Consider the following 21,787-nt stretch of genomic DNA (forward strand, 5'->3'; position numbering starts at 1 on the left):
AAGACATCCCCACGATGTATGGACTCGCCCGGCCGCTGCTGTTCCGCCTCGACGCGGAGCATGCCCACGACCTCGCGCTGAAGGCCCTCGACGCGGCCTGGCGCGCCGGCCTGAACCCGCTGCTGGCCTCGCGGCCCAAGCCGCTGCCGACGACGGTGATGGGCTTGGCCTTCCCCAACCCGGTCGGCCTCGCCGCCGGCCTCGACAAGAACGGCGCCTGCATCGACGCGCTGGCGGCCCTCGGCTTCGGTTTCGTCGAGATCGGCACGACCACGCCGCGCCCGCAGGCCGGCAATCCGAAGCCGCGCATGTTCCGGCTGCCCGAGCATGAGGCCGTGATCAACCGGCTGGGCTTCAACAACGCCGGCGTGGATGCGCTGGTGCGCAACGTCGAGGCGTCGAAGCTGAGGCGCGTCGGTGGCGACACGATCCTCGGCATCAACATCGGCAAGAACAAGGACACGCCCAACGAGCAGGCGGCAGCCGACTACCTGCACTGCCTCGGCCGCGTCTACGCGCTGGCCGACTATGTGACGGTGAACATCTCCTCGCCGAACACGGCGGGCCTTCGCGAGCTGCAGGAAGAGAAGGCACTGCGCGCGCTGGTCACCGAGATCTTCGACGCCCGGGAGCGGCTGGCCACGCGCCACGGCCGCCGCGTGCCAATCCTGGTGAAGATCGCGCCCGACCTCACCGAGGACGACATCGACGCCTCGGCGCGCGTGCTCGGCGAACTGGACGTCGACGGCGTGATCGTCAGCAACACCACGGTCGACCGCCTGGCCATCGACGGCCACCCGCTGGCCAAGGAACAGGGCGGCCTCTCCGGCAAGCCGCTGTATGGCAAGTCGACCGCCGTGCTTCGCCGCATGCGCTCGCGGTTGCCTGCGCACATCCCGCTCGTCGGCGTGGGCGGCATCCTCTCGGGGGCCGATGCGGCCGGCAAGATGACCGCGGGCGCCCAGCTCGTGCAGTTCTACACCGGTCTGATCTACCGCGGCCCGGCCCTCGTCGATGAGTGCGTGCAGGCGCTGCGGCACCGCCGCGACGGCGTGCGCGGATGAGCGAGGCCGGGTTCCGGACCAGCGAGAACGTCTCGCTGGCCGGCCGCAACACGTTCCGCGTTGCGGCGAAAGCCGAGCTGCTGGCCGACGTGCACGACCCGTTCGCCCTGCCGGTGCTGATGGCCGAGCCGTGGCTGCAGTTCGCGCCCCTGCTCGTGCTGGGCGAAGGCAGCAACGTGCTGCTGGCCGGCGACGTGCCGGGCCTGACGCTCTCGCTGACGCGCGCGCGCATCGCCGTCATCGAGGACGCCGCGGACTCGGCGCTGGTCGCGGCCGACGCCGGCGTGAACTGGAACGACTTCGTGCACTGGACGTTGGGCCGTGGCCTCTGCGGCCTCGAGAACCTGGCCCTGATTCCCGGCACGGTTGGCGCCTCGCCGATCCAGAACATCGGCGCCTACGGCACCGAGGTCGGCGAGTTCATCGATTCGGTGCAGGCCTTCGATCGCGAAACCCTGCGCCTGCGCGAATTCGAGCGCGAGGACTGCCGCTTCGGCTACCGGGACAGCGTCTTCAAGCGCGCCCCCGAGCAGAATGTCATCACCGAGGTGCGTTTCCGCCTGCCGAAGTCGCGGGCCGTGCGCACCGCCTACGCCGGCGTCGAGGAGGAACTCGCCGCCATGGGCATCGAGGCGACGCCCACGCACCGCCAGGTGGCCGAGGCCATCAGCCGCCTGCGGGCGCGCAAACTGCCGAACCCGGCCGTTCTGGGCAACGCCGGCAGCTTCTTCAAGAACCCCATCGTCGACGCGGCCCTGGCCGACGCGCTGAAGGCCGCGCATCCCGCGCTGCCGGTGTTCCCGGGGGATTCGCCGTCCACCCGGAAACTGTCGGCCGGCTGGCTGATCGACGCCGCCGGCTGGAAGGGCTTCCGCGACGGCGATGCCGGCGTGGCGCCGCAGCACGCCCTCGTGCTGGTGAACCATGGCCACGCCACCGGCACCCAACTGCTCGCGTTGGCAGGCCGCATCGCCGGGTCGGTGCAGGCGCGCTTCGGCGTGGCGCTGGAGCCCGAGCCGCGCATCATCGGCGGGCGCTTCGCGCCCATCGCACCGGACCAAGCCCCCGCATGAGCGGCCTGCCGGACACCCCCACGTCGTCCGGCCAGCGCGCGCGCAGCGAACTGCTGAAGGCCGTCGGCTACATGGTCTGCAGCGCGGCCATGTTCGCCTGCATGGCAGTGATGATCCGGCTCGCCTCGGCGCAGCTGCATGCGTTCGAGATCGCCTTCTTCCGCAACTTCTTCGGCTTCGTCTTCGCCCTGCCGCTGCTGATGCACCACGGCCTGGGCATCCTGAAGACCGACAAGCTGAGCCTCTACGTGGGCCGCTGCCTGATCGGCATCGTCTCGATGCTGTGCGGCTTCTACGCCATCGTGCACCTCCCGCTGGCGAAGGCGGTGACCATCAGCTACTCGACGCCGCTGTTCGTCACCATCCTGGCCGTCCTGTTCCTCGGCGAGATGGTGCGGCTGCGGCGCTGGACGGCCGTGGGCCTCGGCTTCATCGGCGTGCTGGTGATCATGCGGCCCGGGGCCGACAGCTTCGACGCCAACACCCTCGTCGCGCTCACCGCCGCGGTGCTCAGCGCCATCGTCGCGATCAGCATCAAGGTGCTTTCGCGCACCGAGAAGCCCGACGCCATCGTGCTCTGGACGACGATGCTCTGGGTGCCCCTTTCCCTGGTGCCGGCGCTGTTCGTCTGGACCTGGCCCACCGGCTGGACCTGGGCGTGGATCGTGGCCGCCGGCTTCTTCGGCACCGCCGGGCACATGTTCTGGACCCGTGCATTGAAGCGCGGCGACGCCTCGATGCTGACCCCGATCAGCTTCATGCAGGTGCCCATCGTCGCCGTCCTCGCGTGGTGGCTGTTCGACGAGACGGTGACGGCTTGGACCGCCGCCGGCGCCGCCATCATCTTCGGTGCCAACGCCTACATCGCGCACCGCGAGGCCCAGGTCGCCTCGCGGGCCGTGACCGACGCCGAGATCAGCCCCGAAACGCAGAAGCGCTGAGACCCGCGGGACGATCCCGCAGTCCGCCGGCCATCAACGCCGTCGTCGTCACGTGATCGGCATCGGCCGGCCCACGACCTTCGGCACATGCCGGTGCCGCCCGCGCGGTTAGGCTCGGGAACTCGCCGCCGTGCTGGCGCCGACACCGAGTGTTATCCAGTAACAGACCCGGGAATCCCATGAAGAAGACGCTTCTCTCGCTGAGCCTCGCGCTCGCCTTCGCCGCCCCGGCGGCCTTTGCCGCCGAGGCCCCCAAGCTCGGCACCTTCGGCATCGACCTGTCGAACCGCGACAACACCGTGCAGCCGGGCGACGACTTCAACCGCCATGCCAACGGCACCTGGTTCGACAACTACCAGCTCAAGGACTACGAGACCCGCTACGGCTCGTTCAACACCCTGAGCGACCAGGCCGAGCTGCAGGTCAAGGCGATCATCGAGGAACTGCAGGCCCGCACCGACCTCGCGCCGGGCAGCGACGAACAGAAGGTCCGCGACCTCTACGCGAGCTACATGGACACCGCCGCGCGTGACGCCGCGGGCATCGCGCCCATCCGGCCGATCCTCGACGGCATCGCCAAGATCGACTCGATCGCCGCCCTGACCGCGGCCTTCGGCCGTGCCGGCATGGACGGCAGCAGCGCCCCGGTGGGCGGTGGCGTCGGCCTCGACCGCAAGGACCCGAACCGCTACCTCGTCGGCATCGGCGTGGGCGGCCTCGGCCTGCCGGACAAGGACTTCTACCTGAATCCCGAGCCCCGTTTCGTGCAGATCCGCGCGGCCTACCTCGCGCACATCGAGACGATGCTCGGCTTCGCCGGCATCGACGACGCCAAGCCGCGCGCCGAGGCCATCCTCGCGCTCGAGACCGAGATCGCGAAGAACCACTGGGACCGCGCCCAGCTGCGCGACCGCGACCGTACGTACAACCTCACGTCGTTCGAGGACTTGAAAGCGCAATTCCCGGCCTACGATTGGGCTGCGCACTTCGCCGCGCAGGGCTTGCCCACGCCGTCGGAGGTAAATGTCACGACGCCGAGCGCGATCGGGCCGATCCTCGAGATCATCGGCAAGACCCCGCTCAACGTGTGGCGCGATTACCTGACCTTCCACACGGTGGACAACCACGCGCCGCTGCTCTCGACCGAGATCGACCAGGCCGCGTTCGCCTTCAACGGCACCGTGCTTTCCGGCCAGCGCGCCCAGCGCGAGCAGTGGAAGCGCGGCGTCGCCCTCGTCGGCGGTGGCCAGGGCCTCGGCGACGCGGTGGGCAAGGTCTACGTCGCCCGCCACTTCAAGCCGGAAGCCAAGGCGGCGATGGACGAACTGGTCGAGAACCTGCGCAAGGCGCTGCGCCAGAACATCGACAACCTCGACTGGATGGGTCCGGCCACGAAGGAGGAGGCCTACAAGAAGCTCGAGAGCTTCCGCCCGAAGATCGGCTACCCGACGAAGTGGCGCGACTACTCGTCCGTCACGATCGTGCCTGACGACTTCATGGCCAACGTGCTGGCCCTGCGCGAGTACTACACCAACGACCAGAACCGCCGCCTCGGCACCGTGCCGGACCGCGATGAGTGGTTCATGACGCCGCACACGGTCAACGCCTACTACAACGCGACCTTCAACGAGATCGTCTTCCCGGCCGCCATCCTGCAGCCGCCCTTCTTCGACGTGAACGCCGACCCGGCCGTGAACTACGGCGCCATCGGCGGCGTGATCGGCCACGAGATGGGCCACGGCTTCGACGACCAGGGCTCGAAGTCGGACTGGCAGGGCATCCAGCGCAACTGGTGGACGGACGAAGACCGCGCGCGCTTCGAGGCCCGCACCCAGGCGCTCGTGGCGCAGTACAACCAGTTCTGTCCGCTGGAGGGCCACTGCGTGAACGGCCAGCTCGCGCTCGGCGAGAACATCGGCGACCTCGGCGGCCTGTCGATGGCCTACACGGCCTACCAGATGAGCCTGAACGGCCAGCCGGCCCCGGTGCTGGAAGGCCTCACCGGCGACCAGCGCTTCTTCCTGGCGTGGGCGCAGATCTGGAAGTCGAAGTACCGCGACGAGGCGATGATCAACCAGGTCAAGGTCGGACCCCACTCGCCGCCGCAGTTCCGCATCAACGGCCCGCTGCGCAACCTCGACGAGTGGTACAAGGCCTTCAACGTGCAGCCGGACGACGCGCTGTACCTGAAGCCGGAAGAGCGCGTGCGGATCTGGTGATCCGCCGCCGCACCCTCGGCATCGGCGCCGCGCTGGCCTTCCTCGGCAGCGCGGCGCTGCTCGTTTCGGGGCATCCCCTGTTGAACTGGCCCTCGACCGGCCTGCCGCTCGGCACCGTGATCGCCGGGGTTCTCGTGGTGTCCCTCGGTGCCCTGCCGCTGGCCATCGCCGCCCCCGGCAGGCGGGCCGAGCTGGTCGCGAAGGCAACGCTGGCCCTCGCCGTGTCGTGGCTCCCGCTATGCCTTCTCCTCGCCGGGAACCTGCGCCTGAACTTCGCGTCGGGCTGGCGCGGGGACACGGCGGCATGGCTCAGCGTCGCGGTGCTCGCCGCGATCGGCGTCGCCGGTCTCGTGACGATCGGTAGCACGCTCGCAGCGCGCCGCACCCGGGGAGCCCCGGATCAGAGCTGCGATGCGGGGAGGGGGCGGGACAGAAGGTAGCCTTGGAACGCTTGGCAGCCGTGGTCGACAAGGAAACGCCACTGGCCCTCGGTTTCGACGCCCTCGGCGACGACGTGGATGTCGAGGATCGAAGCGAGCGCGAGGATGGTCCGTGCGATGGCGGCATCGTTCGCCTCGCAATCGACGTTCGACACGAAGGCCCGGTCGATTTTCAGCTGGTCGAGGGGCAGGCGCTTGAGGTAGCTCAATGACGCGTAGCCCGTGCCGAAATCGTCGAGCGCGAACCTGACGCCGATGGCGCGCAGGGCCTGCATCTTGGCGATGGTCTGCGCGAGATCATCGTGCAGCATGCTCTCCGTGATCTCGAGCCGCAGCCGGTCGGGACGCGCGCCGCTGGCCCGCAAGGCGTGCTCGACTCTCGCGACGAAGGCCGCTTCGCGCATTTGCAACGCACTGACGTTGACGGCGATGGTCCACGACGACTTGACCGGATCGGCCGCCCATTCGACGAGCTGGCGGCAGGCCGCCGAGAGAACCCAGTCCCCCAGGTCGATGATGAGCCCATGCGACTCCGCAACGGGGATAAACGTCGATGGCGGGATGAAGCCACCCCGGGGATGAGGCCAGCGCAACAGCGCCTCGACGCCGAGCGTGCGTCGATCCAAACCGACGACGGGCTGGAAATACAGGACGAATTGGCCTTCGCTGAGCGCGGCCCGCAGATCACGGACCAGGGCGGCGCGCTGCAGCAAATCGGACTGGAGCGCCGGATCGAACAGCCAAGCCGCATTCCGACCCGCCGCCTTCGCCCGGTAGAGGGCGAGATCGGCCTGCTTCATGACCTCGTCGACATCGCCGACGTCAACCTCGCAGAGGACGATGCCGATGCTCGCCGTGATGTCGACGCCTTGCCCGCCCAAGAGGTAGCTTGACGCGATCGCACCCCGCAGGCTCTCCGCCATCGACAAGGCTTCGGCCCGCGCAGCGGGATCGTCGGCGGCAAGGTCCGCGACCACGAGGGCGAACTCGTCCCCGCCCAGCCGGGCCACCGCGCCATGGGCACCCGAGCTTCGAGCCAGCCGGGCCCCCACCTGGCGGAGCAGTTCGTCGCCGACGCCGTGCCCGAGGGTGTCGTTGACCTCCTTGAAGTTGTCGAGATCGACGAGGAACACGCCCACCCGCGTACCGCCGCTGCGCGCCCGCTCGGCGGCAGCAGCGAAGAGATCGACGACGCCACGGCGGTTGGGCAGCCCGGTGACGGCGTCCTGCATCGAGAGACGTCGGACGGCGTCCTCCTCCGCCCGCTTGCGATCGGTGATGTCGGCGCGGATGGCAATGTATTGTTCGGGTCGGCCGTCATCGCCGAGCAGCGGGACGATCGTCGTGTGCACCCAATAGAGGCTCCCGTCCTTGGCGCGATTGCAGATGTCCCCGGTCCATACGCCGCCGCGGGAAATGGTCCGCCACAGGCCGAGGAAGAACTCCCGTGGATGGTGGCCGGAGTTGATGATGCGATGGGTCCTGCCGATCAGCTCCGATGCGGCGTACCGGGAGATCGCGCAGAAGCGGTCGTTGACCCGAGTGATTACCCCTTTTGCATCGGTGACGGCCACGATCGCATGGGCGTCGAGCGCGATACGCAGGATCTCCGCCTCGCGCATGGCTTCCGTCGCGCGCTGGCGCGCGGCGAGCTCGGTCGTTACGTCCTGCATGACCAGCGCTAGGCCGTCATCACCGAGCGCGCGGACCCACAGGCGGACCTGGGATGGGGCCCCCGGGGTCGCGGGCAGGGAGACGTCCGTGGCCGCGGCGCGCGCCTCGACGGCGCGCAACACCCGGTCGGCGACCGGTGCGAACACCGACGCCGACAGGGCATCGCGGAGGTCCCGCCCCGATAGACCGTCGTTCTGGACGGCAAGCAACCCGGCCGCCTCGCGGTTCAGGTGGACGATGCGGCCGTTCCGGTCAAGCACGACGATGCCGAGGGGCAGATGCTGGAGGAGCTCGGGGTCGAGTGCGCGAGCGTCGGTCAAGCGAGCGGGCGATTGCGGGGACGCTTCCGCGCCTCCCATGGGCAAGCCTGGCACGTCCCCACCTCCGGATCCGCCTTCTGCCCGCGGACAGTAGCAGCTCCGGCACGCGGCGGTGGCGCTGGTTCGCCGTCAGCGGTAATGCTTCGCCACGTAGTCGTCGATGATGCCGACGAAGTCGGCCGCGATGTTCTCGCCCTTCAGCGTCATCGCCTTCTCGCCGTCGATGAACACCGGGGCGCTCGGTGCCTCGCCCGTGCCGGGCAGGGAGATGCCGATGTTGGCGTGGCGCGATTCGCCGGGACCGTTCACCACGCAGCCCATCACGGCGAGCGTGAGGTTCTCGACACCGGGGTGCTTGAGCTTCCACACCGGCATGCTCTCGCGCACATGCTCCTCGACCGTCTTCGCCAGCTCCTGGAAGAACGTGCTGGTGGTGCGGCCGCAGCCCGGGCAGGCGGTGACCATCGGCGTGAACGCGCGCAGGCCCATGGTCTGCAGCAGCTGCTGCGCGACGATGACCTCGTTGGTGCGCGACTGCCCCGGCTCGGGCGTCAGCGAAATGCGGATGGTGTCGCCGATGCCTTCCTGCAGCAGCACGGCCAGCGCCGCCGTACTGGCCACGATCCCCTTGCTGCCCATGCCCGCTTCCGTCAAGCCCAGGTGCAGCGGGTACTCGCAGCGTGCGGCGAGGTCGCGATAGACCGCGATCAGCTCCTGCACGCCGCTGACCTTCGCCGACAGGATGATGCGATCCTTGGGAAGGCCGAGCTCCACGGCCTTCTCGGCGGAGTCCAACGCGGAGCGCACGAGCGCCTCGCGCAGCACGCGCGCGGCGTCCCACGGCTCGGCGCGCTTCGCGTTCTCGTCCATCAGCACGGCGGCGAGGTTCTGGTCGAGCGAGCCCCAGTTGGCACCGATGCGCACCGGCTTGTCGTACTGCAGCGCCTTCTCGATGATCGCGGCGAACTGGGTGTCTTTCTTCTTGCCGAAGCCGACGTTGCCCGGGTTGACGCGGTACTTCGCCAGCGCCTCGGCGCAGGCCGGGTGCGCTTCGAGCAACGCGTGCCCGTTGTAGTGGAAGTCCCCGATGATCGGCACGTCGATACCCATCATCGCCAGCCGGTCGCGGATGTGCGGCACGGCGGCGGCCGATTCTTCGTTGTTGACGGTGACGCGGACCTTCTCGGAACCCGCCCGCCACAGCTCGGCGATCTGCTGGGTGGTACCCTTGATGTCGGCGGTGTCGGTGTTGGTCATCGACTGCACGACGACCGGGGCGTCGCCGCCGACGACCACCTTGCCGACACGGACGGGAATGGAACGGCGACGCGGCGAAGGAACGGCAGAACTCATCGGATCACTCAGGAATGCGCCGGGTTCGCCGGGGCGTAACGGTAGAGGAAGTAGTCGCCCAGCGTCTGCACGAGGCGGAGGTCGTTGACGCGCTCCTCGGGACGGCGGTCGAGCCAACGGTCCACCGCGTCATGCTCGCGTCCGATGCGCAGCGGCTCGCCCTGAGGAAGTCGCTGGGCGGACAAATAGAGCCAATCGCCACCGCCATACGGAGGCCGCAGTTCCAGCGCGCGCATGGGCACGCGGTTCGCCGCCCCGACCCCGGTGAACGCGACCGCGGCAGCGGCACGCGACAGCAATTCGACCCCGGCGAGAACCTGGCCGTCGCCTTCGTAGCGAAGCCAGCGGAGGATGCCGAGCATCCAATCGGACGGGTCGTCCTGGTCTCCGACGTGGATGCCCACCACTTCACCGACGCGCAGGCGGAGATGGCTGTCCTGCGCCCAGCGCATCCGATACCCCCCCAGACTCTGGTCGACGACCACCGCCGGGATGCGCGTCGAGCGCGCCGAGACCTCGGCACCGCCCGCCGACCAGGACGCCCGCGCGGTCTCCATGACCTCTTCGCCGAGCACTTGCCGCGCGAATGCATCGAAATCACGTTCGCCGCTGGCCTGGTAATGAAGGCCCGACAGCCCGAACACGGTTTCGACGGTGTGCCCGGCGTCGAGACGGAGGAACTGGCGGGCTGCCGCATGGGAGAAGGCACGACGCATCTTGCGGAGGCCGTCGGCGCTCATGCGGACCGGCACGCCCTGGCCGGGCACCACACTCGCCTCCTCACCGTCGCTCGACGCCAGAGCGGCTTCGACGGCGGCGGCGAAACCGACGAGGTCGAGATACTGTCGGGGCGGCGCTTTGCCGCCCGGCCCTTCGTCGGCGTCATCGGCCACGCCGACCGCGGTTGGCGCCGGCGTGTCGCGCAGCGGCGTGGCCCCGGCGAAGGCCCCGCAAAGGGCCCACAAGCGCTCCTGCTCGGCCTGCGAGAAGGCACGCGGGTTCAAGACGTCCATCAGCAACAGCTCGACGTAACGCTGGTGGATGGTCGGGAAGGCGGGCACCAGAGGGTCCGATGAGGCCCGTCGCTCCAGTTCGCGTTCAACGGCGAACCGATGGGCCCGATGCAAACCGCGCCAAGCGTCGACCGGCAGGTCGGCATAGACGCGCCACGCGACGAACAGTGCCTCGCCGTAGTGGAAAACGGCACGCTGCACGGCCTCGGCCACCTGGCCCCCACGCAGCCACGGAAGGCTGCCCGAGGGTGCGCACTGGTCCGCGGCGGCCATGCGGTAGGCATGGGCCAGGCGGAGGTGTAGCTGGGCGTGCTCGGCGGGGAGCGATGCCAACTCCCCCGAGAGTGGCAGGGGTTTGCCGCCATAAAGGCGCTGCGTGGAGAGCGCGTTGTCGACCACCACCGGGCGCAACACTTCGGCGATCTCGCGGCGCGTTCCGCCCTTCAGGACCGGACTCGAGGACAGGGCCTCGAGCGCACGCAGCAGCGCTCTACGCGTCGCCATCGCGTCGGCCCGCGGGAGGGTCTCGAGCCACGCGGCGGCGCGCTTCGCATCGGGGCCGAACGGGAGTTCCGCGCGCAAGCCCGGCGGCAGGGTTTCGCCCAAACGTCGATACACTTCGCCCATGCGCCATCGCCTCCGTCCAAGGCCCCCAGTGTACCGTCGCGCCCGCAACCCCCGCATGGCACGGCGCAGCGTCGTGGAGGCCGCATCGTGAGCGCCGCCGGCAGCGCAGGCCGTCCGCCGCTGCGGCCCCACCAGCTCAACACCCTGGCCCGCGACCTGCTGGAAGGCAGTTTCCCGTCCATTTGGGTGGAAGGCGAGCTCTCGGGGGTCGCGCGACCGGCCTCGGGCCACCTGTACTTCACCTTGAAGGACGAACGCGCGCAGGTACGCTGCGCGATGTTCAGGATGAAAGCGCAGTACCTGCGCTTCCCGCCGCGCGACGGCATGCAGGTGCTGGTGCGCGCGAAGCTCACGCTGTACGAGCCCCGCGGCGACTACCAGCTCGTGCTGGACCACATGGAGGAGGCCGGCGAAGGCGCGCTGCGCCGGGCTTTCGAGGCGCTGAAGGCGAAGCTCGACGCCGAAGGCCTGTTCGCCGAGGGACGCAAGCGCCCACTGCCGCGCTTCGTCCGTCGCCTGGGCATCCTCACCTCGCCGAGCGGCGCGGTGATCCGCGACATCCAGAGCGTGCTGTCTCGGCGCTGGCCGACGCTCGAGGTGGAACTGCTGCCGGTGCCGGTGCAGGGCGCCACGGCCGCACCGGCGATCATCCAGACCCTGCGCGCGGCCTACGCCGCGCAACGCCACGACGTGCTGCTGCTGGCTCGGGGCGGGGGCTCCCTCGAGGACCTGTGGTGCTTCAACGACGAAGCGCTGGTTCGCGCCATCGCCGAGTCGCCCGTCCCGGTGGTCTCGGCCGTGGGGCACGAGGTCGACTTCACGCTGGCCGACTTCGTCGCCGACCTCCGGGCGCCCACGCCTTCCGCCGCCGCCGAATTGCTGGTGCCGGACCACGTCGAGATGCAGGCCCGCGTCGAGCACCTGCACTCTCGCCTGCATCGCCGCCTCGCGCAGGTGCTGGACCGGGCCCGGCAGCGCGCCGACCATGCCGGACTGCGGCTGCAAGCCGAGCGGCCGCAGCGCCGGCTGGAACGCGGCCGCGATCGTTCGGAGGCCCTGCGACTGCGCCTTGCCGCGGCGTGGTCCCTGCGGCTCGCGACGAAGCGCGACGCCCTCGAGCGGCTCTCGAGACGGCTCGCCCCGCAGGCCCCAGCGATGCGCCTGCAGCGGCTCCGGCAGCGGCTAGTCCTGCTCGGCGCGCGGCAGGACACCGCGCTGCGACGCGGGCTGCAGGCGCGGCTGGGCCTGCTTCGCGAACTCGGCCGTGGCCTGCACGCCGTCAGCCCACTGGCGACCTTGGGCCGCGGCTACGCGATCCTGCAGCGCGAGGACGGCCACGCCGTGCGCCGCGCCGGTGAGGTCGCTGCGGGCGACACGCTGCACGCACGACTCGCCGAGGGCGGGTTGCGCCTCCGCGTGGAATCCAACGACGGAGAGGCGCCGTGAACCACGCCCGCTCCCCCCATGGAGCACGCGCATGAAGGTCATGCCGCTGTGGCTGGCGAGCCGGGCGGTGCGCGCAGGCACGCCATCGGCGCTGCGCGATGCATGGACTGGCGAGACGATCGCCGAGGTCGCGCAGGCCGGCCCCGAGGAAATCGAACGGGCGATCACTGCAGCCTACGCCGCACGGCCGGCGATGGCTTCCCTGCCCGGCTGGCGCCGACGCGACGCCTTGGACCACCTGCGTCAACGCATCGCGGAGAACGCCGAGGCCTTGGCCCAGACGATCCGCGCTGAAGGCGGCAAGCCGATCACCGCCGCGCGCGCTGAAGTGTCGCGGGCGCAGGCGACGCTGCGCGAAGCCGCCGCAGAGGCAGGCCGGCTCGATGGCCAGACCCTCGACCTCGACCGCGATGCCGCCACCCGCGGCTGGCACGGCTTGACGCGGCGCGTGCCGGCCGGCGTGGCCAGCCTCGTCACGCCCTTCAACTTCCCGCTCAATCTCGTCTTGCACAAGCTGGCTCCGGCCCTCGCGGCAGGCTGCCCCGTCCTGCTCAAACCCGCGCCGGCCACGCCGCTGTCGGCGCTCGCACTCGGCGAGTGGCTGGCCGAATGCGATCTGCCCGAAGGCGCGTTCTCGATTTTGCCCTGCGCCAACGCGCACGCCGCGCCGCTCGTCGAAGATGACCGCATTGCCGTCCTCAGCTTCACCGGCGGGCTCGTCGGCTGGGAGCTCAAGGCCCGCGCTGGCAAGAAGCGCGTGGTGCTGGAACTCGGCGGCAACGCGGCCTGCATCGTCGATGCCGATCCCGGCGCCGACCTCGACCACGTGGCGGCGCGGATTGTTTCTGGCGCGTACGGCCAAGCCGGGCAGAGCTGCATCAGCGTGCAGCGCCTGATCGTGCATCGCGCGGTGTGGCCCGCCTTGCGCGAAACGCTCGTCGACGCCGTCCGCGCCCTGCCCAAGGGTGATCCCCGCGATCCACGCACCGTCGTCGGACCGATGATCAGCGCCGCTGCCGCGGATCGTCTCGATTCATCCATCGCCAGCGCCATGGCCGCGGGCGCGACCGCCCTCGTGCGCGGCAGGCGCGACGACGCCCATCCCGCCCTCCTCGGCCCGACGCTGCTGGAGAACGTTCCCCGCGACCATCCGCTCTATCGCGACGAGGCCTTCGGACCGGTGCTGCTGCTGGAGCACGCGGACGACTTCGCGCAGGCCATCGAACGCGCCAACGACAGCCGCTTCGGCCTGCAGTGCGGCGTGTTCACCGCGCGCCTGGACCACGCGATGCGCGCGTGGGACGCGCTCGAGGTCGGCGGCGTGGTGATCGGCGACGTGCCCACCGTGCGCGTCGACCGCATGCCCTACGGCGGGGTCAAGGACAGCGGCCTGGGCCGCGAAGGGCCGGCGTGGGCGATCGATGACTTCAGTGAGAGGCGGCTGATGGTGTGGGCGGGCGGCGAGTCGCGCTGAACGCCCGCGGCTGAGGCGCTCAGCCGCCGGCCCGGCACGCCGCGCGGCGATCCGGGTCCTTGATGAAGCCGCATTCCGACGACCGGGCGTCGAGCCCGGACGCGACGAGAACAGCGAGCCAGAGCGGCACAAGGGCGAGACGGAAGCGCACGCGGGGAGCCTGCGCCGGAGCGTGGGTGGCTTCAACCCTGTTTCGCCAGCCGGGGCGTTGAAGCCGTCACCCACCCCGGAGCCCCGCCATGTCGACCCGTCCCGCCCGTCTCGTCCCCACCCTGCTCGCCACCGCCGTGCTGCTGGCCCTGTCGGGCTGCCAGTCCTCGAGCGACGTCGCCGGCAGCGCACCTCCGCCGCCCGAGGAACCGGCCGTCCTGCAAGAGCGCAGCCGCGAACAGGACTCCCGTCGGCTCGAATCGGTGGTCGTGACCGGCGCGCGGGTCCGCCGCGCCGAAGCGGACGCCGTTGCCGACGTCGCGTACGCACCTGCCCCGCCCCCCGCACCGCCGCCGCCCTCAGCCCCGCTCGCCTTCGTCGCGCCGTCCGTCGCTGCGCCGCCGGCGGATTTCGCCGCATTGCCCGAGCCCAACACCGAACGCTACGCCGATGTCCCGCCCAACCCCGTGCAGCGCGTCGCCGAGCAGCCCGTCTCGACCTTCAGCATCGACGTCGACACCGGCAGCTACAGCAACCTGCGGCGGATGATCGGCTGGGGCCAGCGTCCGCCCGCCGACGCGGTGCGCGTCGAGGAGTTGCTCAACTACTTCGACTACGCCGACGAAGCGCCGGCCTCTCGCGCCCAGCCCTTCGCCGTGCACACCGAGGTGGCTCCTGCGCCGTGGAACGCCCGCCGCCTGCTGATGCGCGTCGCGCTGAAGGCGTACGAAGTGCCGGCCATCGAGCTGCCGCCGAGCAACCTCGTCTTCCTCGTCGACACCAGCGGCTCGATGCAGGAGCCCGACAAACTGCCGCTGGTCAAGCAGGCGCTTCGCGAGCTGGCGCTGCAGATGCGCCCGCAGGACCGCATCGCGCTCGTGGTCTACGCGGGCAGCGCCGGCCTCGTGTTGCCACCGACCTCCGGTGCCGAACGCGGCACGATCATCGAAGCCCTGGATCGCCTCGAAGCCGGCGGTTCCACCAACGGCGGCGCCGGCATCGAGCTCGCCTACCGCATTGCCCGGGAAGCGACGATCGACGGCGGGGTGAACCGCATCGTCCTCGCCACTGATGGCGACTTCAACGTCGGCACCACCGACCAGTCGACGCTCGAGGCCTTCGTCGCCGAGCAGCGCAAGCACGGCATCGCCCTCTCGACGCTCGGCTTCGGCCAAGGCAACTACAACGACGCCATGGCGGAGCAGCTCGCCAACATCGGCGATGGCAACCACGCCTAAATCGATTCACCACGCGAAGCGCGCAAGGTGCTGCGCGATGAGATGGCCGGCACCCTGCTCACCGTGGCGAAGGACGTGAAGATCCAGGTCGAGTTCAATCCGGCGCAGGTCGCCGAGTACCGCCTCGTCGGCTACAAGAACCGCCAGCTGAAGCGCGAGGACTTCGCCAACGACGCCGTCGATGCCGGCGACATCGGCGCGGGCCACGACGTCACCGCCCTGTACGAGATCGCGCTGGTGGGCAGTGGCGGCGAATGGAACGCGCCGTTGAAGTACGCGACCGGAGCACGCACGCCTGCCACCGGTACCGCGGGCGAGTTGGCCACCGTGCGCCTGCGCTACAAGGCGCCGGACGGCGGCGCGAGCCGACTGATGGAGCGCCCGGTCCGCCGCGCCGACATCGCCGCCCACGCGTCGCCGGCACTGCAGTGGGCCGCCGCGGTGGCGGCCTACGGCGAGCGCCTGCGCGGTGGTGAGGCGCTGGGCGGTGCGGGCTGGAGGGACGTGGCGCGCTGGGTCGACGAAGCCTTCCTCGCCGCGCCCGGTGTGCGCGACGGCAGCAGTCGTCGCGAGCTGGTCGACCTGGTTCGGCGAGCCGCGGCGCTCGATGGCGAAGCCTTGCCCGCGCGCGATCTGCCTGCCGTGGCCATCGCCGACTGAGGTAACCTCCCGCGCATGGATGTGGAGCGCAGCGACGAAGCCTTGATGCTGGCCTATGCGGCCGGCGAGGCCGAGGCCTTCGAGCCGCTGTACGCGCGCCACCGCGGCCCGCTGTTCCGTTTCATCCTCCGCCAGGTGCGCGTGCAGGCCACGGCGGAGGAGCTCTTCCAGGACGTCTGGCAGAAAGTGGTCACCGCGCGCGACCGCTACCGGCCGGAAGCGAAGTTCGGCACGTGGCTCTACCAGATCGCGACGAACCGGCTCACCGACCATTGGCGCGCGGCCACGCACCGGCCGATGGCCAGCGAGGACGACATGGCTAGGCTGGAGCGCGAGGCCGACCCGGCGACCCCGGAGCACACGCTGTCGGTCTTCGAAGAGCGACGCCGACTGCAGCGCGCCCTCGAGGCGCTGCCCCCCGACCAGCGCGAAGTCGTGGTGCTGCGGCTGGAGCAGGAACTCTCGCTGGAGGCGATCGGCGAGATCACCGGTGCCGGCCGCGAAACCGTGAAATCGCGGCTGCGCTATGCGATGGACAAACTGAGAGCCCGCTTGGGCGGCCAACGCGATGGCCCCGAGGCGCAACCCGCGACAGGATCGAACCGATGAGCACCGACCGCCACGACCCGCTGGACGCCGACGAGCGCGAGCTCGCCCGCGTGCTGCGCGCGCTGCCGGCCGGCGAGCCGCCCTCGGCCCTCGACGCGCGCATCCTCGCGATGGCCCGCGATGCCGTGGTCACCACCCCGGCACAGACGGACGAAGGTCAACCGCGTGCTCGCCGTGCGCCTCGACTTGCCTGGGGCCTCGGCGTGGCCGCGAGCTGCGTGCTTGCCGCCGGCCTGGTCTGGCGGATGGGCGGCTTCGGCGCCGAATCGCTCGACGTCGTGGGGACTGAACTGCGCGAGGAGATGGCCGCCCCGGCGGCGAGCGCCGAGCCGATGGTGCCGCCGCCGCCGCCCCCTGCGCCGGCCGCCGCGGTAGCTCCCGCGATGGTTGCAGCGGCCCCGGCCGCCGAAGCACGGCCGGACGTCGAGCGCCGCCGGGAGCAGTCGACGATGCGCCCGGCACCGGAGCCCGCCCCTGACGCCACCGGGTTTGCGCATGGCGACGCCGCCGAGGCACCGGCGACCCTCGACCGCATCAGCGTGTCCGGCGCACGCGTCAGCGATGTCGGGACGGCGGCCGTGGTCGCGGAGGACAGCCGCGCGGGCCCGCAGATCTGGATCCAGCGCATCCGCGCGCGCATCGAGCGCGGCGACACGGAGGGGGCGCGGCAGAGCCTCGAGGGGTTCATCGGCCGCTACCCGCGCAAGCCGCTGCCCCAGGACCTGATCGATTTCGGCCAGTCCGCCGGTATCGACGGTCTCGTCCGCGACGACGGGTGAGCGCGCCCGGCGACACCCTGGCCGGCCCGGCCGAGGCGATGCTCGAGGTCAAGAAGAGCCGCCACCTCGCCCGCGCCGAGCCCGTCGATTCCCCGGAGGCCGCGCTGGCCTTCATCGAACGGGTGTCGGTGCCCGAGGCCACCCACAATTGCTGGGCCTACCGCATCGGCGCCGCCTACCGCTTCAGCGACGACGGCGAACCCGCCGGCACCGCCGGGAAGCCCATCCTCGCCGCCATCGACGGCCAAGGCCTCGACGGCGTGGCCGTGGTGGTCACGCGCTGGTTCGGCGGCATCAAGCTCGGCGCCGGCGGGCTGGTGCGCGCCTACGGCGGCGCCGCGGCCGAGGCCCTGCGCACCGCGCCGCGCAAGGCCATCGTGCGGTGGGAAGCGCTCGACGTGGCCGTGGGCTTCCCGCACGTGCAGGCCCTGCACGCCGCGCTGGCCACCTTCGGGGCGGTGAAGCGCGACGAACGCTTCGACGCCGAAGGCCTGCGGGTGGCCTGTGACCTGCCCGCCGAGGCCGTCGAGGCCTTCGAGGCCCGCCTGCGCGACGCCACCCGCGGGCTGTCGCGGGTCTTCCGCGAACGCTGAGCCGGACGCTGGGGCAATGCGACAATAGCGGCATGAGCGACCCCGCCCCCGCCATCCCTTCGAAACCCAGTCCGCGCCAGAGCGTCAATTCGCTCCGCGGCCTGCTGCCCTTCCTGTCGCCGCACAAGCGCCTGCTCGCCGCCTGGCTGGGCGCCCTCGCCCTTTCGTCGACGGCCACGCTGTCGCTGCCGGTCGCGGTGAAGCACATGATCGACCAGGGTTTCAGCGCGGGCGGCGATATCGACCGCTGGTTCCTGCTGATGTTCGGCGTGGCGGTGCTGCTCGCCATCGCGACCGCACTGCGCTTCTACTTCGTGTCGATCCTCGGCGAGCGCGTCGTGGTCGACCTGCGCGCCAGGCTCTACGGCCACTTCCTGTCCCTCGACCAGGCCTTCTACGACCGCTCGCGCTCGGCCGAACTGGTGTCGCGCCTGTCCGCCGACACCGAGCTGTTGCGCAGCGTCGTGGGCTCGAGCATGTCGGTCGCGCTGCGCAGCGTCGTCACCGTGCTGGGCAGCCTGGCGATGCTCGTCGTCACCAGCCCGAAGCTCGCCGGCCTCGCCGTCGTCGGCATCCCGCTCGCCGTGCTGCCCATCGCGCTCGGCGGCCGTCGCGTGCGCAAAGCCAGCGAGACCTCGCAAAACCGCGTCGCCGAGGCCAACACCCGCGCCGGCGAGACGCTGGGCGCGATGCACACCGTGCAGAGCTACGCCCGCGAAGCCTACGAACGCCAGCGCTTCGGCGACGCCCTGCGCGCGACGCTCGATGCGGCCGCGAAGCGCGTGCGGCTGCAGGCGCTGCTGACGGCCACCGCGATCGTCCTGTTCTTCGGCGCCATCGTGCTGGTGCTCTGGAGCGGCGCCCAGGCCGTCATCGCCGGCACGATGAGCGCCGGCACGCTCGGCCAGTTCATGCTCTACGCGCTGATCGGCGCCGGCTCGGTGGGCGCGCTCACCGAGGTCTGGGCCGAGGTCCAACGCGCCGGCGGCGGCATGCAGCGCATCGCCGACCTGCTCGCCGAGGAATCGACGATCACCGCGCCGGCCGTTCCGACGTCCTTGCCGATGCCTGTGCGAGGCGCCATCCGCTTCGAGGGCGTGCGCTTCCACTACCCGACGCGCCCGGGCGACGCCGCGCTCGACGGCCTCGACCTCGAAGTGCGTCCCGGCGAGACCGTCGCGCTGGTCGGGCCGTCGGGGGCAGGCAAGAGCACCGTGCTGCAGCTGCTGCTGCGCTTCCACGACCCGCAGCAGGGCCGCATCACGCTGGACGGCATCGACCTGCGCGCCCTCGACCCGCAGGCGCTGCGCGGCAGCATCGCCCTCGTGCCGCAGGACCCGATGATCTTCGCTGCGAGTGCCGCCGAGAACATCCGCTACGGACGCCTCGAAGCGACCGACGAGGAGATCGCGCACGCCGCACGCCTGGCCGAAGCGGACGACTTCATCCGCGCCTTGCCGCAGGGCTACGCCAGCGAGCTGGGCGAGCGCGGCGCGCGGATTTCCGGTGGCCAGCAGCAGCGCGTCGCCATTGCCCGCGCCCTGCTGAAGGACGCGCCGGTGCTGCTGCTCGACGAGGCCACCTCGGCGCTCGACGCGCAGAGCGAGCACATGATCCAGCAGGCATTGGAGCGCCTCATGGCCGGCCGCACCACGCTGGTGATCGCGCACCGGCTCGCCACCGTGCTGAAGGCCGACCGCATCGTGGTAATGGACGGCGGCCGCATCGTCGACATCGGCACCCACGCCGAGTTGCGGGCCAAGGGAGGCCTTTACGCCGAGCTGGCGCGGCTGCAGTTCGGCCTCGGGCCTTCGCCCACTGCCGCGCCTTCGACTACCCTTGAGCCCTGTCCCTGACGGTGGCCCCGATGTTCGACGCTTCCCTGTCCGACGCCGACCGACTGGCCCGTGCCCTCGGTGCACTGGCAGCCCTCGCCGAGCTGCGTGGCCGACCCGCCGACGTCCTGCCCCGGCTGCTCGCCGAACTCAAGGACGCCTGCGGCGCCGACGGTGTGGCCTTCGAGCGGCGCGAGGGCGACGAACTCGTCCACGTGGCCACGGTCGGCAGCTTCGCCACCCTCGCCGGCGTCAGCGGCAACGTGACGGGCAGCTTGGGCGGCGCGGCGCTGCTCAGCCGCAACGTGGCCCTGGCCGCCGACACGATGACCGACCCCCGCGTCGACCGCGCCCTGTGCCTGCGCAGCGATTCCGGGTCGCTCGTCGCCGTGCCCGTGGACGTGTCCGGCACCCCGGCCGGCGTGCTGATGGCCGGTTGGCGCTCGGCCAACGGGTACTCCGAAGCCGCGGTCAACCTGCTGCGCGTCGGCGCCGGCATGGTTGCCGCGAACGTCGCGCGCACGCTGCTGGCCGACCGCCCCGAGGACCCGGAGCGCCTGCTCGCCGTCGCGTTCTCGCAAACCAGCCACCGTGAAGCCGGCGAGCGTCGCCATGGCGACCTCGACGTGCTCACCGGCCTGCTGAAGCTGGAGCCCTTCCAGGCGGCGCTGGGCACTAGCGCCGCGCACTGGTCGCCCAGCCAGAACAGCGCCGTGCTGTTCATCGATCTCGACCGCTTCCATCGCATCAACGAGGCGCATGGCCACGCGGTCGGCGACACCGTGCTGCAACGCGTGGCCGACGTGCTGCGGCGCTGCACCCGCGGCCACGACATCGTGGCCCGGCTTGGCGACGACGACTTCGCCGTGCTCCTGAACCGGCTGTCGAATCCCGAGCTGCAGGCCGCCGTCGCCGCCGAACGCATCATCGACGCCGTGTTGGCCGACAACCTCACCAACGAGTCCATGCCACGGATCGAACTGTGCATCGGTGCCGCGCTCATCGACCGCGCGGGCCTGAGCGCCGAGCGCGTGATGCGCGACGCCGAGCACGCGCTGCACGCCGAGAAGACCGAGCGGCGCTGAGGCGCGGCTCAGCCCGCCCCGTCCTCGAAACGGGCCACGATCTCGCGCACGCGGGCCTGCGAGGAGTCCACGAGCGCGGTGATGTCCTTGGAGGCCTCCGATGATCCGTGCGCGAGGCGCCTCACCTCCTCGGCAACCACCGCGAAACCGCGGCCGCTCTCCCCGGCACGCGCTGCCTCGACCGCCGCATTGAGGCTGAGCAGATGGGTCTGCTGGGCGATGCGGTTGATCGTCCCAACGATTCCGGCAACGTTGCCGTTGATCTTGAGGACCTCGCTCATCGCGTCGCGCGCCTGTGAAATCGCCTTGCGCCTCGCCGTCGCGTCGGTGGCATACATCACCCAGCGCACCAGCGCCCCCTCGCTGTCGCGGATCGGATAGACCGCGCCGGACAGCCAGACCATCCCGCCCGACGCCGAGGAGAGGGCGAGGTCGAGCTCCGTCCCTTGCGCTTTCGACAGCTTGTCCTGGGCCTCGCCGCCGGCGCACTGGTGGAGCGGCGGGAGTCGGCCGGCGACGTCGGCGGGAGGAACGCCGAGCAGTCCCGCGAGGACCGTGTTCCCATCGACGGGCTGGCCCTTCGCATCCCACTCGAGGACGGCGTTCGCCTTCGAGATCGCGTTCAGCCGGACGTTGAACTCCAGCGATCGCTGCTTCGTCTCGGTGATGTTCGCCTGGATCGAGATGTATTTCTCCAGTTTCCCATCGGCGCCGAAGACCGGGTTGATCGCCAGGGAAATCCAATACGCCCGGCCATGGCGGTCGTAATTCAGGATTTCGTCGTAGAACGGCTCCTGGCGCCGCAGCTTCTCGCGCAGCGCTTGCACGGTCGCCTTGTCGGTGTGCGCACCCTGCAGCACATGGCCCGGCTTCCTCCCGCGCACGTCATCAAGGCTGTAGCCCGTCAACCGGGTGAAGCCCGGATTGACGTACTCGATCAGCCCGTTCGCGTCGGTGATGATCACCGAGTTGTCCGTCTCGTCGGCGACGAGCGAAAGCAGCCTGAACTGCTCGCGGCGCTCGACCTCCTCCGTGACGTCCTGGACAAACGCCGTGTAGAGGATCTTTCCCTCGAGCCTCACCTTCGACAACGAGAGCTTCCCCCACAAAAGACCGCCATCGGCACGCTCGATCCGGACTTCCCGCGACGTCCCCACGATCTTGTCCCGGCCCGTCGTCCGGTTGGCGTCCACC

General features: G+C 70.7%; 19 protein-coding genes. 14 read left to right on the forward strand and 5 right to left on the reverse strand.

The genetic code is table 11. The features are described from left to right. Positions 1–14 precede the first annotated feature (14 nt). The 5 genes from ACYVAK_RS00440 to ACYVAK_RS00460 all read left to right on the forward strand — a co-directional run bounded on the left by ACYVAK_RS00440 (position 15) and on the right by ACYVAK_RS00460 (position 5,737). Positions 15–1,064, forward strand: coding sequence for a quinone-dependent dihydroorotate dehydrogenase (locus tag ACYVAK_RS00440; RefSeq protein WP_461056910.1), 1,050 nt, complete (start codon positions 15–17; stop codon positions 1,062–1,064). Beyond that, positions 1,061–2,137: a UDP-N-acetylmuramate dehydrogenase gene (gene murB / locus ACYVAK_RS00445; RefSeq protein ID WP_461056912.1), complete on the forward strand. Its 1,077-nt coding sequence runs from the start codon at positions 1,061–1,063 to the stop codon at positions 2,135–2,137. The genes ACYVAK_RS00440 and murB overlap by 4 nt, the downstream gene beginning before the upstream one ends. Then, positions 2,134–3,078: a DMT family transporter gene (locus ACYVAK_RS00450; protein ID WP_461056914.1), complete on the forward strand. Its 945-nt coding sequence runs from the start codon at positions 2,134–2,136 to the stop codon at positions 3,076–3,078. The genes murB and ACYVAK_RS00450 overlap by 4 nt, the downstream gene beginning before the upstream one ends. A gap of 179 nt (positions 3,079–3,257) precedes the next feature. Next, positions 3,258–5,297, forward strand: a complete 2,040-nt coding sequence (locus ACYVAK_RS00455; RefSeq protein ID WP_461056916.1) for a M13 family metallopeptidase — start codon at positions 3,258–3,260, stop codon at positions 5,295–5,297. After that, positions 5,294–5,737: a hypothetical protein gene (locus ACYVAK_RS00460; RefSeq protein ID WP_461056918.1), complete on the forward strand. Its 444-nt coding sequence runs from the start codon at positions 5,294–5,296 to the stop codon at positions 5,735–5,737. Before ACYVAK_RS00455 ends, ACYVAK_RS00460 begins: the two co-directional genes overlap by 4 nt. Here the strand turns inward: ACYVAK_RS00460 and ACYVAK_RS00465 are convergent. From ACYVAK_RS00465 to ACYVAK_RS00475, 3 genes are all read right to left on the reverse strand, one after another. Further along, a complete protein-coding gene (locus ACYVAK_RS00465) occupies positions 5,698–7,731 on the reverse strand; it encodes a putative bifunctional diguanylate cyclase/phosphodiesterase (RefSeq protein ID WP_461056920.1) in 2,034 nt (677 codons plus the stop codon). The two genes, ACYVAK_RS00460 and ACYVAK_RS00465, sit on opposite strands and share 40 nt — an antisense overlap. A 129-nt stretch (positions 7,732–7,860) precedes the next feature. Beyond that, the gene (gene ispG, locus ACYVAK_RS00470) at positions 7,861–9,084 is read right to left on the reverse strand and encodes a flavodoxin-dependent (E)-4-hydroxy-3-methylbut-2-enyl-diphosphate synthase (RefSeq protein WP_461056922.1); all 1,224 of its coding nucleotides are present in this window, start codon (positions 9,082–9,084) and stop codon (positions 7,861–7,863) included. A gap of 8 nt (positions 9,085–9,092) precedes the next feature. After that, positions 9,093–10,724 (reverse strand): hypothetical protein, encoded by a 1,632-nt coding sequence (locus ACYVAK_RS00475; RefSeq protein WP_461056924.1) that lies wholly within the window; start codon positions 10,722–10,724, stop codon positions 9,093–9,095. An 87-nt stretch (positions 10,725–10,811) separates the two neighbouring features. Here ACYVAK_RS00475 and xseA point away from each other — a divergent pair, with 87 nt between their 5' ends. Together xseA and ACYVAK_RS00485 are read left to right on the forward strand one after the other, a co-directional pair. Next, on the forward strand, positions 10,812–12,170 hold the full coding sequence (gene xseA, locus ACYVAK_RS00480) for an exodeoxyribonuclease VII large subunit (RefSeq protein ID WP_461056926.1): 1,359 nt from the start codon (positions 10,812–10,814) through the stop codon (positions 12,168–12,170). Positions 12,171–12,201: 31 nt separating this feature from the next. Next, positions 12,202–13,644, forward strand: a complete 1,443-nt coding sequence (locus ACYVAK_RS00485) for an aldehyde dehydrogenase family protein (RefSeq protein ID WP_461056928.1) — start codon at positions 12,202–12,204, stop codon at positions 13,642–13,644. Between the two features lie 19 nt (positions 13,645–13,663). On the opposite strand, the gene ACYVAK_RS00490 is transcribed toward ACYVAK_RS00485, so the two are convergent. Beyond that, positions 13,664–13,795 carry a hypothetical protein gene (locus ACYVAK_RS00490; protein WP_461056930.1) on the reverse strand — a complete coding sequence of 44 codons (132 nt, stop codon included), beginning with the start codon at positions 13,793–13,795 and terminating at the stop codon, positions 13,664–13,666. A gap of 88 nt (positions 13,796–13,883) precedes the next feature. Here ACYVAK_RS00490 and ACYVAK_RS00495 point away from each other — a divergent pair, with 88 nt between their 5' ends. Genes ACYVAK_RS00495 through ACYVAK_RS00525 form a run of 7 tightly spaced genes read left to right on the forward strand, consistent with a single transcriptional unit; the run spans position 13,884 to position 20,593 of the window. Further along, entirely contained in the window at positions 13,884–15,032 is a 1,149-nt protein-coding gene (locus ACYVAK_RS00495; protein WP_461056932.1) for a vWA domain-containing protein, read from the forward strand. Between the two features lie 27 nt (positions 15,033–15,059). Continuing rightward, complete coding sequence (locus ACYVAK_RS00500; RefSeq protein ID WP_461056934.1) at positions 15,060–15,692, forward strand: YfbK domain-containing protein; 633 nt, start codon at positions 15,060–15,062, stop codon at positions 15,690–15,692. Positions 15,693–15,707: 15 nt separating this feature from the next. Further along, complete coding sequence (locus ACYVAK_RS00505; RefSeq protein ID WP_461056936.1) at positions 15,708–16,301, forward strand: RNA polymerase sigma factor; 594 nt, start codon at positions 15,708–15,710, stop codon at positions 16,299–16,301. Continuing rightward, a complete protein-coding gene (locus ACYVAK_RS00510) occupies positions 16,298–17,080 on the forward strand; it encodes a hypothetical protein (RefSeq protein ID WP_461056938.1) in 783 nt (260 codons plus the stop codon). Before ACYVAK_RS00505 ends, ACYVAK_RS00510 begins: the two co-directional genes overlap by 4 nt. A 38-nt stretch (positions 17,081–17,118) precedes the next feature. Further along, a complete protein-coding gene (locus tag ACYVAK_RS00515) occupies positions 17,119–17,673 on the forward strand; it encodes an IMPACT family protein (protein ID WP_461058588.1) in 555 nt (184 codons plus the stop codon). A 32-nt stretch (positions 17,674–17,705) separates the two neighbouring features. Beyond that, complete coding sequence (locus ACYVAK_RS00520; protein WP_461056940.1) at positions 17,706–19,529, forward strand: ABC transporter transmembrane domain-containing protein; 1,824 nt, start codon at positions 17,706–17,708, stop codon at positions 19,527–19,529. A gap of 11 nt (positions 19,530–19,540) precedes the next feature. Further along, complete coding sequence (locus tag ACYVAK_RS00525; protein ID WP_461056942.1) at positions 19,541–20,593, forward strand: GGDEF domain-containing protein; 1,053 nt, start codon at positions 19,541–19,543, stop codon at positions 20,591–20,593. Between the two features lie 8 nt (positions 20,594–20,601). Here ACYVAK_RS00525 and ACYVAK_RS00530 read toward each other — a convergent pair whose 3' ends face one another. Next, positions 20,602–21,786 (reverse strand): PAS domain S-box protein, encoded by a 1,185-nt coding sequence (locus ACYVAK_RS00530; protein WP_461056944.1) that lies wholly within the window; start codon positions 21,784–21,786, stop codon positions 20,602–20,604. Position 21,787 lies beyond the last annotated feature (1 nt).

The sequence above is a fragment of the Silanimonas algicola genome (assembly GCF_054777375.1).

What these genes read in the sequence shown, in the direction of transcription:
- ACYVAK_RS00440 (WP_461056910.1), top strand. Translation starts at nt 15, where the DNA reads ATGTATGGACTCGCCCGGCCGCTGCTGTTCCGCCTCGACGCGGAGCAT.
- murB (WP_461056912.1), top strand. Translation starts at nt 1,061, where the DNA reads ATGAGCGAGGCCGGGTTCCGGACCAGCGAGAACGTCTCGCTGGCCGGC.
- ACYVAK_RS00450 (WP_461056914.1), top strand. Translation starts at nt 2,134, where the DNA reads ATGAGCGGCCTGCCGGACACCCCCACGTCGTCCGGCCAGCGCGCGCGC.
- ACYVAK_RS00455 (WP_461056916.1), top strand. Translation starts at nt 3,258, where the DNA reads ATGAAGAAGACGCTTCTCTCGCTGAGCCTCGCGCTCGCCTTCGCCGCC.
- ispG (WP_461056922.1), bottom strand. Translation starts at nt 9,084, where the DNA reads ATGAGTTCTGCCGTTCCTTCGCCGCGTCGCCGTTCCATTCCCGTCCGT.
- ACYVAK_RS00475 (WP_461056924.1), bottom strand. Translation starts at nt 10,724, where the DNA reads ATGGGCGAAGTGTATCGACGTTTGGGCGAAACCCTGCCGCCGGGCTTG.
- ACYVAK_RS00485 (WP_461056928.1), top strand. Translation starts at nt 12,202, where the DNA reads ATGAAGGTCATGCCGCTGTGGCTGGCGAGCCGGGCGGTGCGCGCAGGC.
- ACYVAK_RS00495 (WP_461056932.1), top strand. Translation starts at nt 13,884, where the DNA reads ATGTCGACCCGTCCCGCCCGTCTCGTCCCCACCCTGCTCGCCACCGCC.
- ACYVAK_RS00505 (WP_461056936.1), top strand. Translation starts at nt 15,708, where the DNA reads ATGGATGTGGAGCGCAGCGACGAAGCCTTGATGCTGGCCTATGCGGCC.
- ACYVAK_RS00510 (WP_461056938.1), top strand. Translation starts at nt 16,298, where the DNA reads ATGAGCACCGACCGCCACGACCCGCTGGACGCCGACGAGCGCGAGCTC.
- ACYVAK_RS00515 (WP_461058588.1), top strand. Translation starts at nt 17,119, where the DNA reads ATGCTCGAGGTCAAGAAGAGCCGCCACCTCGCCCGCGCCGAGCCCGTC.
- ACYVAK_RS00520 (WP_461056940.1), top strand. Translation starts at nt 17,706, where the DNA reads ATGAGCGACCCCGCCCCCGCCATCCCTTCGAAACCCAGTCCGCGCCAG.
- ACYVAK_RS00525 (WP_461056942.1), top strand. Translation starts at nt 19,541, where the DNA reads ATGTTCGACGCTTCCCTGTCCGACGCCGACCGACTGGCCCGTGCCCTC.